Origin of the sequence: Rheinheimera sp. MMS21-TC3 (genome assembly GCF_032229285.1) — a bacterium.
GTDB lineage: Bacteria > Pseudomonadota > Gammaproteobacteria > Enterobacterales > Alteromonadaceae > Alishewanella.
In genome coordinates, this window is record NZ_CP135084.1 from 2,238,452 (window position 1) to 2,253,826 (window position 15,375).

Genomic DNA, 15,375 nt, shown 5'->3' on the forward strand with positions numbered 1-15,375 from the left:
GTTTTCTTGCCAACTTTTCATATATCAATAAACCACTGAATTAATTAGTTTTTTATTTATTTCCTCACAATGCTTTTGCTTAGCGCAATAATGAAATACACTACTAATTAGTGAATTTAACTAACAAATAGTAGCCAATGAATAGAAAATTTAAACAAGATAATTTACTTGGTCAGTCTAATAGTTTTTTAAACGTACTGGATCAAGTGTCGCAAGTTGCCCCTTTAACTAAGCCAGTATTGATAATTGGTGAACGTGGTACGGGTAAAGAGCTGATTGCTGCACGTTTGCACTTTTTATCGCAGCGCTGGGATCAAAATTATTTAACTTTAAATTGTGCGGCATTAAATGAAAACCTATTAGAGTCTGAGTTATTTGGCCATGAATCTGGCGCCTTTACCGGTGCTAGCAAGCGTCATGAAGGCCGGTTTGAACGCGCTAATGGTGGCACTTTATTTTTAGATGAGTTAGCAAACACACCTAGCTTGGTTCAAGAAAAACTACTAAGAGTCATTGAGTATGGTGAGTTTGAGCGTGTTGGGGGTAGCCGTTCAATAAAAACCGATGTTCGCTTAGTCTGCGCTACTAATGAAGACTTACCCTTACTAGCCGAACAAGGTCGGTTCCGTGCCGACTTACTGGATAGATTAGCCTTTGATGTTATTACCCTACCGCCTTTGCGTGAACGAACAGAAGATATTATGCATTTAGCCGAGCACTTTGCGATTAATATGGCTCGTGAATTAGGTTTTGAATTATTTAGCGGCTTTACCGAAAAGGCAAAGCGCTGCTTAATGGAACACGATTGGCCGGGTAATGTTCGTGAATTAAAAAATGTCGTTGAACGCAGCGTATACAGAACTAACAATGCCTATGTACCAATACATAATATCCAGTTAGACCCTTTTGATTCGCCTTATCGCCCTAAGTCTAGGCTTTCAGTTAACCAAGATCTAAGCCAGCAAGCACCTAATCGCAACAACGAAGTTGATAACAGTTCAACTCTAGCTTCTTCCCAGATGACCACAGCACCTAAAGTTGATTTTAATCATAACCAAGACTTTAAAACTTTATCTCAAGACTATGAAATCAGTCTCATTAAACAAGCCTTAGCCGCCAGCCAATATAATCAGAAAAAAACGGCTGAAATGCTCAATTTGACTTATCATCAATTACGAGGCTACATGAAGAAGTATCAGCTACTGGAAAGCCAACAAACATGACATTAAACAGTAAAGTTTACTACTACGCTATTTATAACAAAATACTATTATTAGGTTTTGCCTTGTTAAGTAGTTTATTACTTAGTGCTTGTCAGCCACAATTGCCTGAGCAGTTTCAGTCTAGTATTGTTTATTGCTCTGAAGGTTCGCCAGAATCATTTAATCCCCAATTAATCACCTCTGGCACTACTATCGATGCTATCAGCTTACAACTATACGATCGTTTATTAGATGTGGATGTAAATAGTGGCAAGCTTATTCCTGGATTAGCGCTAAGCTGGCAAGTCAGTGCTGATGGCACCGAGTATATCTTTAATTTACAACCCGATGTGCAGTTTCATCATACTGAATACTTTACGCCTAGCAGACCATTGCAGGCTCAAGATGTGATATTCACTTTTAACCGCATAAGTGAACCTAGCCATCCTTTTCATTCCCAAGGTGGTGGTGTCTATCCCTACTTCCAGAGTATAGAATGGTCCAGCTTAGTTAGCCGAGTTAGCGCTATTGATAACCACACCGTCAAATTTGAATTAAGCCAACCTAACAGCTCATTTCTATCAACCTTAGCGACTGACTTTAGTGCTATTTTATCGGCAGAATATGGCCAACAGCTTATTGAAAATAACACTCTGCCTCAGATAGATACCCATCCTGTCGGTACTGGGCCTTTTGTATTTAAAGAATATCAAAAAGATGTACTTATTCGTTATCATCGCCACCCTAACTATTGGCGGACCTTAGCTAAACCTGAGCAATTAGTATTTGATATAGTACCCAATAATGCTAGGCGTATGGCTAAACTATTAACTCATGAGTGCGATATTATAGCCTACCCGCGCGTGGCAGAACTTAAGCTGATTAGTAAACGTGCTGACGTTGATATTCAAGAAAGTACTAGTATGAATGTTGGCTTTTGGGCTTTTAATACTCAAAAGCCACCTTTTGATAATGTTAAGGTACGCCAAGCTTTAGCATTAGCCATTAATCGCGAGGCAATAATGCAAGCTGTATATTATGGTCACGCTACAGCAGCAACTTCTATCTTACCACCAACATCATGGGCTTATGATCCTAATTTAGCCCCTGCTCAGTACAACCCTACTGCAGCTAAAGCCTTATTAACTGAAGCAGGTTATGGCAAAGGCTTTACTATGAATATTTGGGCCATGCCGGTACAACGTTTATATAACCCAAATGCCATAAAAATGGCCGAATTAATTCAAGCAGACTTAGCCCAAGTGGGCATTAAAGCAACAATTATTACTTACGAATGGAATAGTTTTCGGCGCAAATTAACTAATTATGCCCATGACTCAGTATTAATTGGTTGGGCGGCAGATAATGCTGATCCTGATAATTTTATGCGGCCTTTACTAAGTTGTAGCGCGGCTATTACCGGCACTAACCGAGCTAATTGGTGTGATAAAAAGTTTGACCGGTTAATTAATCAAGCCATATTAACCGCGGATCAAAACCAAAGGCGCACTATTTATCTCGAGGTACAGCAGTATCTTGCAGAGCAAATGCCCCTAGTGAGTATTGCTCACTCACAGCGTTTTCAAGCAATAAATAATGATGTGACTGGTGTCACAATTAATCCTTATGGTGGTATTTCATTAGCAACTGCGACTAAGGAAAAGCTATGAGAGCCTATTTACTACGGCGCTTGTTTTTACTTGCTTTTGTATTTATTGCCTTAAGTATCTTCGCTTTTAGCCTAGCTTATTTATTTCCTGGTAATATTCTAAATAATATTAGCGGTTTACGGCAAATTACCCCTGAACAAGCTGGACAGCTTACCAGCTACTATCAATTAGATAAAAGTTACCTGGCACAATATATTGCCTATTTACAACGGATTTTTAGCGGTGATTGGGGGCTATCTTTCTCTAGCCAACAGCCTTTATTGCAAGAAATAAAAACCTTAACCCCAGCAACCTTAGAGTTAGCCGCCTACGCACTGTTTATTTCATTTTTTGTTGGCATTCCCTTTGGTATTATTGCCGCAATTAAGCCCGAAGGTATGCTTAGCAAGAGCATTTCTGGTCTTGCTGTTACCGCTTACTCGCTACCCGTTTTTTGGTGGGGTTTACTGCTTATTATGATTTTCTCTTTAGGCTTAGGTTGGTTACCTACTGCAGGTAGAATTAATGTTTTATATGAAATTCCCCATCAAACGGGTTTTATGTTGTGGGATATTTATATTGCCGATACCCCCTATAAAGGTGATGCATTTTATAATGCGCTACAACACTTATTATTGCCCACAGTGGTATTAGCCACTTTTCCTACTACTGTTATGCTGCGTTTTACTCGTGATTCTATGTTAGATGTATGGCAACAAAACTATATAAAAACAGCACGTGCTAAAGGCTTAAGTCGGGGCCAAGTTTTATATCGCCATGGCTTACGTAATGCATTACTGCCTGTTATACGCCAAATTGGCTTGCAGTTTAGTACTTTACTAACCCTAGCTATGATTACCGAAATTATATTTTCATGGCCTGGCTTAGGCCATTGGCTAATTGACAGTATTTATCAGCGTAATTATCCCGCTATCCAAGCTGGTTTATTAATGATTTCCACTATTGTTATCAGTGCTAATATGTCTACCGAGCTATTGCATACTTATTTTAACCCTTTGGCAAGGAAACAGTAATATGGCATTTATTCGTATTTTGCCCAATGAACAACTTGCCCGTTCTCCCGAAGCTCAGCTGTGGCGAGAGTTTACTCGTCAGCATAGTGCCGTAGCAGGCTTAGTGTTATTCGGCGCTTTTACACTGATCAGTCTTATTGCTCCACTCTTACTATTACATGACCCTAACCAGCAAATGGATGCCTTGCTTTTAGTACCACCGTCTTGGTCAGATCAAGGCTTAATAGAATACCCATTTGGTACCGATGATTTGGGCCGAGATCTATTTTCCAGAATGTTAATAGGTACCCGCTATACCTTTGGTATTGCTATCATTACTGTATTAGGCTCTTTAATTATGGGCTTAGTTTTAGGCACCTTAGCCGGCATGAGTAAAGGGATTAAATCCAGCTTTTTTAACCATATACTAGATTTAACTTTAACCATCCCTTCACTATTATTAGCGGTTATTATTGTTGCAATATTAGGGCCTGGGTTAATTAATACTACTTGGGCTATCATGCTGGCATTATTGCCTCAATTTGTGCATGGCATTCGCAATGCCATCGCTAGCCAATTAAATGAAGATTACGTTACCGCCTACCGTTTAGACGGCGCCAATAACTGGCAAATATTTAAACGCATAATTCTGCCCAATACCTGGGAGCAACTAACCTTAATGGCGAGCATGGCATTATCTACAGCTATACTGGATATTGCCGCACTAGGCTTTCTAGGCTTAGGTGCTCAATCACCTACTGCAGAATGGGGTACTATGATTGCCGACTCTTTAGATCTTATTTATTTAGCACCAACTAGTATTGCTATCCCTGGGTTATTGATTTTTTTGGCCGTATTATCGGTTAACTTAGTCGGTGATGGATTACGCAGCGCAATTATTAAACGGCGAGAAGGCTAATGTTGTTACTGGACATCAAAAATCTAACTATAGAGCTTAATACGCCAGATGGCTTAATTCGTGCTGTTGATAAAGTTAACTTTAGTTTACGCGAAGGAGAAACCCGCGGCTTAGTAGGTGAGTCAGGCTCTGGCAAAAGTTTAATAGCTAAAGCAATAGTTGGCGTGTTGAATCAGCGCTGGCAAGTCACTGCGGATAGGTTTCATTGGGCCGGACAGGACTTACTGCGTATGAGCTCGGCTCAGCAAAGAAAAATTATTGGCCGTGATGTGGCCATGATCTATCAAGAGCCAAGTTTAAGTTTAGACCCTACCGATGTTATTATTGATCAGCTAGAAGAAGCTATTCCAAATCATCAATTAGAAGGCCCCTGGTGGCGTAGGCGCTATCAGCGCCGTCGTAAAGCAATAGCGTTACTACATAAAGTAGGCATTAGCGACCATAAGGCCATTATTCATAGTTATCCATATCAGTTATCTGAAGGGATTTGTCAAAAAGTAACTATAGCTATGGCCATAGCAAAAAGCCCTAAACTCTTAATCGCGGATGAGCCAACTACCGCCTTAGAAAGCGCTACTCAGGCGCAATTATTTAGGTTATTAGCTAGCATTAATCAACTTAAAGGCACGGCCATATTATTGATTAGCCACGAACTTGAAAGCATTGCTCGCTACACCCAAAGTTTAAGTGTGCTCTATTGTGGTCAATTAGTTGAAGCTGGCGAAACCGCCACTATTATTAAACAACCTATGCACCCTTACACTCATGCTTTAATCAAAAGTGCGCCTGAGTTTCAGCCTGAGCTAACGGCTAAAAGTCCTTTATATGCCCTACCTGGCAGCATACCATTATTACAGAACTTACCTATAGGCTGCCGCTTAGGCCCTCGTTGCCCTAATGCCCGCAAAGAGTGCGTAAAAACACCTAAGTTAGAACGGTTACACAACCACTATTATAGTTGTCATTTTCCGCTAATTAAAAAAGAAACTTTATGACTGCATTATTAGAAGTTCGCAATTTATCCAAAACCTACCACAATTCTAAAGGTTTATTTGGTCGCCAAGCGGTCCACGCTCTAACTGATATAAATTTTATCTTAGATGCAGGAAAAACCTTAGCCATTGTTGGCCAAACCGGCTCTGGTAAAAGTACCTTAGCTAAGTTATTAGTAGGTATAGAAAAGCCCGATACAGGTGATATAGTGCTTGCGGGTGAAAAGGTAAAAATTAACAACTTTCGCCAATATAATCATGTGATCAGGTTTATTTTTCAAGATGCTGAACGCTCACTCAATCCACATCAAAAAATAGGCCAAATGCTGGATGATGTCTTACGCTTTAGTACTATATTAAATCTGGAACAACGGCAGAAAAGAATTCAAGAAACATTAAAACAACTAGGTCTATTAGATGACCATGCAGATTTCTATCCACACATGTTTTCAGGCGGGCAAATTCAACGTGTAGCGCTCGCTAGAGCCTTAATCCTTAACCCAAAGCTTCTTGTATTAGATGAAGCTCTAACAGCCTTAGACCCTTCGCTAAGGGCTCAAATTGTCAACCTGCTGCTCGAACTACAACAAACTACCGGCTTAGCCTATTTGCTAATCACTAACCATTTACGTTTGATTAAGCATATTGCCGATGACTTATTAGTATTAGAACAAGGTAAAGTAGTAGACTACGCAGATACTATGACTGTATTTAACCAACCGCAATCTGACTATAGCAAAAAGCTTATTAACAGCACCCAAGCTTAACAAATTATGCCTCTTATTATACCCCATAAAAAAACGCCGTGTTATTAACACGGCGTTGTAAAGTCAATAACAGATACAGGCAATTACATTGAGCTATCGTTAGTTTGTGTTGCCCGTAAATTGCGAGTAATCTCAGCTTGTGCTCTTAAAGACGCTAACACTGCAGCATAAGACTGCTGGGCATTCTGCTCAGCTAGCCGCTCTAATTGCTCAGCATTTGGCACCACAGTAATATCAGCATCTTTTACTGCGACTACAGATACCAAGGCAACATCACCATTGGCTAGCTCAACCATATCTACGGCTGGCTGGCTATCGATAGGCTTAGCCATTGCAAAAGCTTTAGCCCGAATTTGGCCATCTAAAGTGCCGCCAAAGCGTGGCGTACCCATTGCTTGCTCTAGGGTTAAATTAGATGCTGCTATAAATTGTGCAAAACTGACTTCAGCATCAGTAGACTGCTTAAAGTTAGCTAATAGCTCTTGCCCTTTAGCTTTGGCTAATGACGCTGCTTGCTCTGCCTTAACTGCAGCTTCAACAGAAGCTTTAACTTCATCTAAACCTTGAGTTCTCGCTGGCTCTGATTGCTTAACTCTCACTACTATCACGTGCTGCTTGTCTAATTCAATAACATCACTATTAATTTTGTCTGCTATAAAATCAGCATCAAATATTTTAGCCATGACAACAGGCGCATTTAAAGGTGCAGAAGCGTTAGTGCGACTAAATAAAGGCGTTGCAACAACTTTTGCATCAATAGCTAAAGCAGCATCCTCTAATGAATCATAGACTTCAAAACTTACTTCAGCTAAACGTTGCTTTGCATCATAAAACTCAGTTGCTGCTTGGTCTTCTTGTAAACGCTGTGCAATTTCTGCCGATACTTCGGCTAAATCTTGCTGTTGCGCTGCCTCTAGCTTAATGAGTTTAATAATATGATAACCATAAGCTGTTTTTACCACAGGACTTAACTGCTCTTCAGCTGTTAGGGCAAAAGCTGCGGTTTCAAAGTCTTCGTCCATATCACCAAGAGCCAACCAATCTAACTCGCCGCCGTTTTCTGCAGAAAATGTATCTGCAGACTCAGTTTGTGCTAATTTAGCAAAGTCAGCACCGGCTTGTAATTGCGCTAGCAATTGTTTAGCTTTTGCTTCAACTTCAGCATCAGCTTCTTCCGATTCCAACATGATATGAGCAACTTTACGGCGTTCTTTACTTGAGTATAAGGCTTTATTGTCATTATAAAACTGCTGTATTTGCTGCTCAGTAATTGTAATATTTTTGGCTAAGGTTTCGGCCGACAACTCAACATATTCTACCGCAACTTTTTGCTCTGTTTGATACTGGGCTATATGCGTAGTGTAATAATCCTCTAGCATTTGCTGAGTTAAGTTAACATCGGCAGCAAAATTTGCTGCCGCAATACGCGCATATTCAACATCGCGGCTTTGTTGTTGCAACTTCATTAATTGTTGCATGTCATTAACAGTGGCAAAATCACTGCCTAATACACCTATTAATAATTGATTACGCGACATCTGTTCACGCATTAGTTCTCGAAATTGTTCAGGCTGATAACCAGACTGACGTAATAAGGCAATATAACGGTCATTATTAAATTGACCATCAATTTGAAACTCTACCATGTCACGAATAGCGTCGCGGATTTGTTCATCGCTGACCCGCAGGCCAAGTTTTGTAGCAAATTGCTGCTGTAAACGTTCATCGATTAAACGCTCTAACACTTCACTACGAAAGTTATTCATATAAGCTGGATCGGCCGCTAGCGTAGCGTACATTTCACCAAACTGCTGTTGCAAACGTGTACGTTCATTTTGAAACGCTTGATCAAATTCTGCTTTGGATATTTTATCACCATTTACAGTGGCAACATTGACTTCTGCAGGAGAACTTAAATAACTACCCACACCTGCTAGGGCAAATGTCAGAATTACCAAACCTAAGATGGTTTTAGCAAATATCCCCTGCGATCCTTCTCTAATTTTTTCTAACATCTTAGTACAATCTCTTTATTCAACTTAGCGCCTGGGAAACAACATCAATAGTTAGTTGTTGCCGTAAAAAAAAACGCATCTTAACAGATGCGCTTTTTTTAGAGAAGCCTTTACAAGGCTACGGTTGTTTTATCCTAACACCCGCAATATCATTTCCAGTTTATCTTTAAAATTCATCTGCGGTTTTAAAATTAAACTTCCAATCAATAATAAGTGTTTAATCACTTAAATGATTAATTAACTGCATCTTTTAATGCTTTACCTGGCTTGAATGCTGGAATCTTAGCTGCAGCGATTTCGATAGTTGCACCCGTTTGTGGGTTACGACCTGTACGAGCTGCGCGGTCACGCACACTGTAGGTACCAAAACCAACTAATGCTACTGAATCGCCTTCTTTAAGAGCTTCGGTAACCGCATCAATGAACGAATCTAAAGCACGACCCGCTGATGCCTTAGAAATGTCTGCACCAGCAGCAATTTTGTCGATAAGTTGAGACTTGTTCACAATATCATCCCCTTCAATTGTTATTATTTTCAACAGCTACACTTTACTAACCTTGTAAGTGCGTTTCATTGTTATAACAAGCAACTTAGTTGCTTGCAAGCAAAAGAAACAGTAAAGCTAGTTTTAATTGCTTTGACTCTAGCCCTTGTCTGATAAGGGCTACGCCGAAAGTGCACATAACTTATCACAGCTTAAGAGAATTAAAAGCCCCCTAAACCGGATTTTTTTCAGTTTTTTTAGCTTTTGCTGCTTTTTTTAGCGGTTTTTCGACAGAAACACGCGCTGTTGGCTCTTGTAAGGCTAATTCTAATACTTCATCTATCCATTTTACTGGGCAAATTTCAATATCAGCTTTAACATTTGCTGGGATATCTTTTAAGTCACGAACGTTATCATGTGGAATTAATACCCGCTTAATTCCCCCTCTATGTGCAGCTAAAAGCTTTTCTTTCAGGCCACCTATGGCTAGTACTTCACCTCGTAAGGTAATTTCGCCTGTCATAGCAACATCAGCTCGTACTGGGTTACCGGTTAAGCTTGAAACTAACGCTGTCACCATACCTATACCTGCACTTGGGCCATCTTTTGGCGTAGCACCTTCTGGTACGTGAACATGAATATCACGTTTTTCGTAAAAGTCTTCGTTAATACGTAAGCCTTCAGCTCGACTACGAACAACCGTCATGGCTGCTTGGATAGATTCTTTCATGACATCACCTAGCGAGCCGGTAAAGGTAAGTTTACCTTTACCCATCACAGAGGCAGCTTCTATCGTTAGCAAGTCTCCACCTACTTCAGTCCAAGCTAAACCTGTTACTTGACCTATACGGTTACTGTCTTCAGCTTTACCATAATCGAACCGTTGTACGCCTAAATACTCTTCTAGATTGTCGTTATTAATGACAACTTGCTTAATTTTTTTATTTAATAAAATCTCTTTTACTGCTTTGCGGCACAGTTTTGAAATTTCTCGCTCTAAGTTTCGGACACCTGCTTCACGAGTGTAATACCGAATAATGCCAATAATAGCGCTATCTTCAATAACAATTTCACTTTCTTTTAAACCATTACGACTGATTTGCTTTGAAATTAAATGTTGCTTAGCAATATTAAGTTTTTCATCTTCGGTATAACCCGCTAAACGGATAACTTCCATTCTATCAAGTAAAGCCGCCGGAATATTTAGGCTGTTTGATGTTGCAAAAAACATAACATCAGATAAATCATAATCAACTTCAAGATAGTGATCACTAAAACTAGTATTTTGTTCAGGATCTAATACCTCTAGCAAAGCTGATGCAGGATCTCCTCGAAAGTTCGAAGCCATCTTATCAATCTCATCTAACAAAAATAATGGGTTACGCACCCCTACTTTTGCCATTTTCTGGATAATCTTACCCGGCATTGACCCTATGTAAGTGCGTCTATGGCCACGTATTTCCGCTTCGTCTCTAACACCACCCAATGCCATACGTACATACTTACGGCCAGTAGCTTTAGCCACAGACTGCCCTAGAGAGGTCTTACCAACACCTGGTGGGCCCACTAAACATAAAATTGGGCCTTTAAGTTTATTAACCCGTTGCTGCACCGCTAAATACTCAACAATGCGCTCTTTTACTTTTTCTAAACCATAGTGATCGGCATTTAATATCTTTTCTGCGGCGGCTAAGTCTTTTTTAACTTTGCTGCGATTTTTCCATGGCACATTGGTTAGCCACTCGATATAGCTTCGTACCACTGTCGCTTCTGCTGACATCGGCGACATCATTTTTAACTTTTGCAGTTCTGCTTTGGCTTTATCTGCCGCTTCTGCTGGCATTTTCACATCAGCTATTTTTTTTGCTAAAGCTTCAAATTCATCTGGTGAATCTTCAAGATCACCCAACTCACGCTGGATAGCCTTCATTTGCTCATTTAAATAGTACTCGCGTTGACTTTTCTCCATTTGCTTTTTGACTCGACTACGAATACGTCGTTCAACTTGCAAAATATCAATTTCGCTTTCCATCATCGCCATTAAAAACTCAAGCCGTGCTGTTACATCTAATAGCTCAAGTACTTTTTGTTTATCTTCAACCTTTAATGGCATATGCGCAGCCATAGTGTCGGCTAAACGGGCTAAGTCTTCTATACCACTTAACGCCGTTAATACTTCAGGTGGTATTTTTTTATTTAATTTAATGTACCCTTCAAACTGATTAATAGCTGAGCGTAAAAATACTTCTTGCTCACGCTCTTCAGGTTCAGCTGTAACAATAACATCAATATTGGCGGCAAAAGTATCGTCAGTTTCAGTAAAGTCAGCGATACGAGCACGACGACTACCCTCAACTAACACTTTAACCGTACCATCAGGCAACTTTAACAACTGTAAGATTGTTGCAACTGTACCTATTTCATATAGGTCCTCAACACTAGGATCATCTAAAGTCGCATCTTTTTGAGCAACTAAGAATATTTGTTTATCATTATCCATAGCGGCATCAAGGCATTTGATTGACTTTGCTCGTCCAACAAAAAGTGGGATCACCATATGGGGATAGACGACAACGTCTCGCAGCGCCAATACTGGCATATGCAAACGTTCAGCTTGTTCTACTGTCATTGATTCTCTCTCGAAATTAATTATTGCTGGCGCGAAACTTCTAGCTGCCGCGAAACATGTATAAGTATATGGGGTTCATTTAGCGAACTTCAATTAGCAATACGAAAAAGGAGCTTATTCAGCTCCTTTTTTTTTATTTTTTGTTTCTTTTTTATACTTATTTCTATGATTCAGCAGTTACAGGATCTTTGGCTTGATAAATCAGAATAGGCTCACTCTCGCCTCGAATGACCGTTTCATCAATCACTACTTTGGAAACATTTTCCAACGAAGGTAGTTCGTACATGGTATCCAATAATACCGCTTCAACTATAGAACGTAAGCCCCGAGCACCTGTTTTGCGCTCCATTGCTTTATTAGCAATGGCTTTTAACGCATCATCACGAAACTCAAGTTCAACATCTTCCATTGCAAATAAAGCTGAAAACTGCTTAACCAAGGCGTTTTTAGGCTGACTTAAAATCTGTATTAGCGCATCCGCATCTAATTCAGTTAATGTTGCAACTACAGGTAAACGGCCTATAAACTCTGGAATTAAACCGTATTTTACTAAGTCTTCTGGCTCTACATCACGAAATGATTCACTAATAGAACGGGTACTTTCTTTACTGCGCACTTCAGCACCAAAACCAATACCTGCACCTTTAGCACAACGCTGCTCTATCACTTTATCTAAGCCTGCAAAAGCACCACCACATATAAATAAGATTTTAGAGGTATCTACCTGTAAAAACTCTTGTTGTGGATGCTTACGACCACCTTGCGGCGGAACTGAGGCAATAGTGCCTTCAATTAGCTTCAATAATGCTTGTTGAACCCCTTCACCTGACACATCACGGGTAATAGATGGATTATCAGACTTACGTGAAATTTTATCTATTTCATCAATGTAAACAATGCCACGCTGAGCTTTTTCTACATCGTAATCACATTTTTGTAGTAATTTTTGAATAATATTTTCAACGTCTTCACCCACATAACCTGCTTCAGTTAATGTGGTTGCATCTGCCATTGTAAAAGGCACATCTAATAAGCGCGCTAAGGTTTCTGCTAATAGCGTTTTACCACTACCTGTTGGACCTATTAATAAAATATTACTTTTACCTAGCTCTACTTCAGGCTTTTCTTGAGCATTACGTAAACGCTTATAATGGTTATATACAGCAACAGCTAGTACTTTTTTAGCATGCTCTTGACCTATTACATAGTCATCAAGATGAGCACGGATCTCATGCGGCACCGGCAATTTGTCAGCATCACGCTTAGGAGAAATATCTTTTATTTCTTCCCGTATTATGTCATTGCATAAATCAACACATTCATCACAAATATAGACTTGTGGTCCTGCGATTAACTTACGCACTTCATGCTGTGATTTACCACAGAAAGAGCAGTACAACAATTTACCACTCTTATCGCCATCAGTGCGATCAGACATCTAATTACCTCTTCACTACAATGCAGGCCACTTTAATGGCAGCTGCTGAGTTTCTGTTACTTAATACTATCTCTATTGGTTAATATGGCATCGACTAAGCCATATTCCAAGGCCTGTTGGGCACTTAAAAAATTATCGCGCTCAGTATCTTTACATACTTGCTCATATGTTTGACCAGAATGCTCGGCCATTAAGCGATTAAGCTTTTCTCTTATATATAAGATTTCACGAGCATGAATATCAAAATCTGTGGCTTGACCTTGGAAACCACCTAAAGGCTGGTGAATCATCACTCGGGCATTAGGTAAGCAATAACGTTTACCTTTAGTGCCACCAGATAATAAAAACGCCCCCATACTAGCGGCTTGACCAACGCATACTGTCGCGATATCAGGTTTAATATAGCGCATAGTATCATAAATTGATAAACCCGCTGTGACTGAACCGCCAGGCGAGTTTATATAAATATAAATATCTTTTTCTGGACTTTCAGATTCTAAAAATAATAACTGAGCCACGATCAGGTTGGCCATATGATCTTCGACTTGGCCAGTTAAAAAGATAACCCGCTCTTTTAATAATCGAGAATAAATATCATATGAACGTTCGCCTTTCGCGGTTTGCTCAACGACCATAGGGACTAAAGCACTTACTAAATCGTTCAGATGTTGTGGCATAGACATAAAATGAGATTCCCTCTAAATAACTACTAAGCAGTGCCTAAAAATAAAATGGCCCGAACTGTTGTCCGAGCCATTAAAACTGTCGTGACTCAAGAAGTCAATATTACTGAGCAGCTTGTGGATTCATAATGGCATCAAAAGCAGTTTTCTCTTCTGTTACCTTAGCTTTAGCTAAAATAAGCTCAACGGCTTGCTCTTCTAATGCTACATTACGCATGCTCTGCAATAATTCTTTGTTGCTATTATAATACTGAACGACTTCTTCTGGATCTTCATAAGCAGAAGCAACAGATTCAATTAATTGCTTAACTTTATCTTCGTCAACTTTCAGTTCATTCGTTTTAATGATTTCGCCTAATAATAGACCTACTTTTACCCGGTCTTTTGCTTGCTCTTCAAATAATGAAGCTGGTAACTCAGGTAAGTTTTTAGCATCAACATTATTGCCAAAACGTTGCATAGCTTGTTTACGTAACACTTCAACTTCGCCTGCAACTAAAGCTGTTGGTATCTCTAATTCATTATGCTGTAATAAACCTTTGATAACTTGCTCTTTTACTTTAGCTTTAATGTTTTGCTCTAATTCACGGTTCATGTTTTTACGCACTTCTACTTTAAGTGCGTCAACTGAAGCTATTTCTAAACCAAATAAACCAGCAAACTCGTCATTTAACTCAGGTAAAACTTGTTGCTCTACTTTATTAATAGTAATAGCAAAACTTGCAGCTTTACCTTTTAAGTTTTCAGCATGGTAATCTTCAGGGAAATTAACTTCTACTGTAACTTCTTCACCGGCTTTTTTACCAATGATACCGTCTTCAAAACCTGGGATCATCCGATTTTGACCAAGCTCTAATTCAAATTTACTGGCTTTGCCGCCTTCAAACTCTTCGCCATCGATTGAACCGACAAAGTCAATTTCAACCCGATCACCAGCAGCTGCAGCATCAGACTTTTCGCCCCAAGTTGCATGTTGCTTACGCAAAGTATCCAACATCTTATTCATGTCGTCTTCAGTAATTTCAACTACTGGTTTAGACACTTCAATTTTGTCTAGGTTTTGTACTTCAACATCAGGATAGATTTCAAATGTTGCTGTAAAATCTAAATTTTGACCTTGGCTTAATTCACCAGGAGTAAAAGTTGGCGTACCTGCTGGGTTTAGTTTGTTTTCAATAATTGCTTCATAGAAATGACGTTGCATTTGCTCTGACGCAACTTCTTGCAATACCGACTGGCCAAAACGCTTTTGGATCAGTGAAACCGGTGCCTTACCGGGACGGAAGCCATCGATTCTTTGGCGTTTAGCCAAATCACGTAGGCGACTTTTAACTTCGTTATCAATTTTCTCGGCAGGCACGGTAATGGTTAAACGGCGCTCTAAACCTTGAGTGGTTTCAACTGAAACTTGCATCTTGTTTCCTCAAATTCAATATAGGGCGTTTACGCTACGCCGTAGTAATGTGATCTAGCTTCGTTTATTAACGTTTTACTAGTCTGTTATAAAAAAGGACGCGGCATTATAGCGACCTAATGAGCCGAGGTCGAGTCCCAAACTTATGCCAATTTATAACAAAATAGAA

General features: G+C 39.7%; 12 protein-coding genes. 6 read left to right on the plus strand and 6 right to left on the minus strand.

What is annotated here, in order from left to right; all coding sequences use genetic code 11:
- Window positions 1-137: 137 nt before the first annotated feature.
- Genes pspF through RDV63_RS10950 form a run of 6 tightly spaced genes read left to right on the plus strand, consistent with a single transcriptional unit; the run spans window position 138 to window position 6,542 of the window.
- Complete coding sequence (gene pspF, locus RDV63_RS10925) at window positions 138-1,223, plus strand: phage shock protein operon transcriptional activator (RefSeq protein WP_313909538.1); 1,086 nt, start codon at window positions 138-140, stop codon at window positions 1,221-1,223.
- On the plus strand, window positions 1,220-2,872 hold the full coding sequence (locus RDV63_RS10930) for an ABC transporter substrate-binding protein (RefSeq protein WP_313909539.1): 1,653 nt from the start codon (window positions 1,220-1,222) through the stop codon (window positions 2,870-2,872). The genes pspF and RDV63_RS10930 overlap by 4 nt, the downstream gene beginning before the upstream one ends.
- On the plus strand, window positions 2,869-3,885 hold the full coding sequence (locus RDV63_RS10935) for an ABC transporter permease (protein ID WP_313909540.1): 1,017 nt from the start codon (window positions 2,869-2,871) through the stop codon (window positions 3,883-3,885). The genes RDV63_RS10930 and RDV63_RS10935 overlap by 4 nt, the downstream gene beginning before the upstream one ends.
- A 1-nt stretch (window position 3,886) precedes the next feature.
- Window positions 3,887-4,783 (plus strand): ABC transporter permease subunit, encoded by an 897-nt coding sequence (locus tag RDV63_RS10940; RefSeq protein ID WP_313909541.1) that lies wholly within the window; start codon window positions 3,887-3,889, stop codon window positions 4,781-4,783.
- A complete protein-coding gene (locus RDV63_RS10945; protein WP_313909542.1) occupies window positions 4,783-5,778 on the plus strand; it encodes an oligopeptide/dipeptide ABC transporter ATP-binding protein in 996 nt (331 codons plus the stop codon). Before RDV63_RS10940 ends, RDV63_RS10945 begins: the two co-directional genes overlap by 1 nt.
- A complete protein-coding gene (locus RDV63_RS10950; protein ID WP_313909543.1) occupies window positions 5,775-6,542 on the plus strand; it encodes an ATP-binding cassette domain-containing protein in 768 nt (255 codons plus the stop codon). The genes RDV63_RS10945 and RDV63_RS10950 overlap by 4 nt, the downstream gene beginning before the upstream one ends.
- 83 nt (window positions 6,543-6,625) lie before the next feature.
- Here RDV63_RS10950 and RDV63_RS10955 read toward each other — a convergent pair whose 3' ends face one another.
- The 6 genes from RDV63_RS10955 to tig all read right to left on the minus strand — a co-directional run bounded on the left by RDV63_RS10955 (window position 6,626) and on the right by tig (window position 15,206).
- Window positions 6,626-8,557: a SurA N-terminal domain-containing protein gene (locus RDV63_RS10955; protein WP_313909544.1), complete on the minus strand. Its 1,932-nt coding sequence runs from the start codon at window positions 8,555-8,557 to the stop codon at window positions 6,626-6,628.
- 233 nt (window positions 8,558-8,790) lie between these two features.
- Complete coding sequence (hupB, locus tag RDV63_RS10960; RefSeq protein WP_313909545.1) at window positions 8,791-9,063, minus strand: nucleoid-associated protein HU-beta; 273 nt, start codon at window positions 9,061-9,063, stop codon at window positions 8,791-8,793.
- 211 nt (window positions 9,064-9,274) lie between these two features.
- Window positions 9,275-11,671, minus strand: coding sequence for an endopeptidase La (lon, locus tag RDV63_RS10965; RefSeq protein WP_313909546.1), 2,397 nt, complete (start codon window positions 11,669-11,671; stop codon window positions 9,275-9,277).
- Between the two features lie 163 nt (window positions 11,672-11,834).
- A complete protein-coding gene (gene clpX, locus RDV63_RS10970; protein WP_313909547.1) occupies window positions 11,835-13,109 on the minus strand; it encodes an ATP-dependent protease ATP-binding subunit ClpX in 1,275 nt (424 codons plus the stop codon).
- A 56-nt stretch (window positions 13,110-13,165) separates the two neighbouring features.
- Window positions 13,166-13,774, minus strand: coding sequence for an ATP-dependent Clp endopeptidase proteolytic subunit ClpP (gene clpP, locus RDV63_RS10975; RefSeq protein ID WP_409934859.1), 609 nt, complete (start codon window positions 13,772-13,774; stop codon window positions 13,166-13,168).
- A 121-nt stretch (window positions 13,775-13,895) separates the two neighbouring features.
- A complete protein-coding gene (gene tig / locus RDV63_RS10980; RefSeq protein ID WP_313909548.1) occupies window positions 13,896-15,206 on the minus strand; it encodes a trigger factor in 1,311 nt (436 codons plus the stop codon).
- Between the last annotated feature and the right edge of the window lie 169 nt (window positions 15,207-15,375).

Coding starts and splice junctions, on each gene's coding strand:
- RDV63_RS10955 (WP_313909544.1), bottom strand. CDS start 8,557: ATGTTAGAAAAAATTAGAGAAGGATCGCAGGGGATATTTGCTAAAACC.
- RDV63_RS10950 (WP_313909543.1), top strand. CDS start 5,775: ATGACTGCATTATTAGAAGTTCGCAATTTATCCAAAACCTACCACAAT.
- clpX (WP_313909547.1), bottom strand. CDS start 13,109: ATGTCTGATCGCACTGATGGCGATAAGAGTGGTAAATTGTTGTACTGC.
- RDV63_RS10945 (WP_313909542.1), top strand. CDS start 4,783: ATGTTGTTACTGGACATCAAAAATCTAACTATAGAGCTTAATACGCCA.
- pspF (WP_313909538.1), top strand. CDS start 138: ATGAATAGAAAATTTAAACAAGATAATTTACTTGGTCAGTCTAATAGT.
- RDV63_RS10940 (WP_313909541.1), top strand. CDS start 3,887: ATGGCATTTATTCGTATTTTGCCCAATGAACAACTTGCCCGTTCTCCC.
- RDV63_RS10935 (WP_313909540.1), top strand. CDS start 2,869: ATGAGAGCCTATTTACTACGGCGCTTGTTTTTACTTGCTTTTGTATTT.
- tig (WP_313909548.1), bottom strand. CDS start 15,206: ATGCAAGTTTCAGTTGAAACCACTCAAGGTTTAGAGCGCCGTTTAACC.
- lon (WP_313909546.1), bottom strand. CDS start 11,671: ATGACAGTAGAACAAGCTGAACGTTTGCATATGCCAGTATTGGCGCTG.
- RDV63_RS10930 (WP_313909539.1), top strand. CDS start 1,220: ATGACATTAAACAGTAAAGTTTACTACTACGCTATTTATAACAAAATA.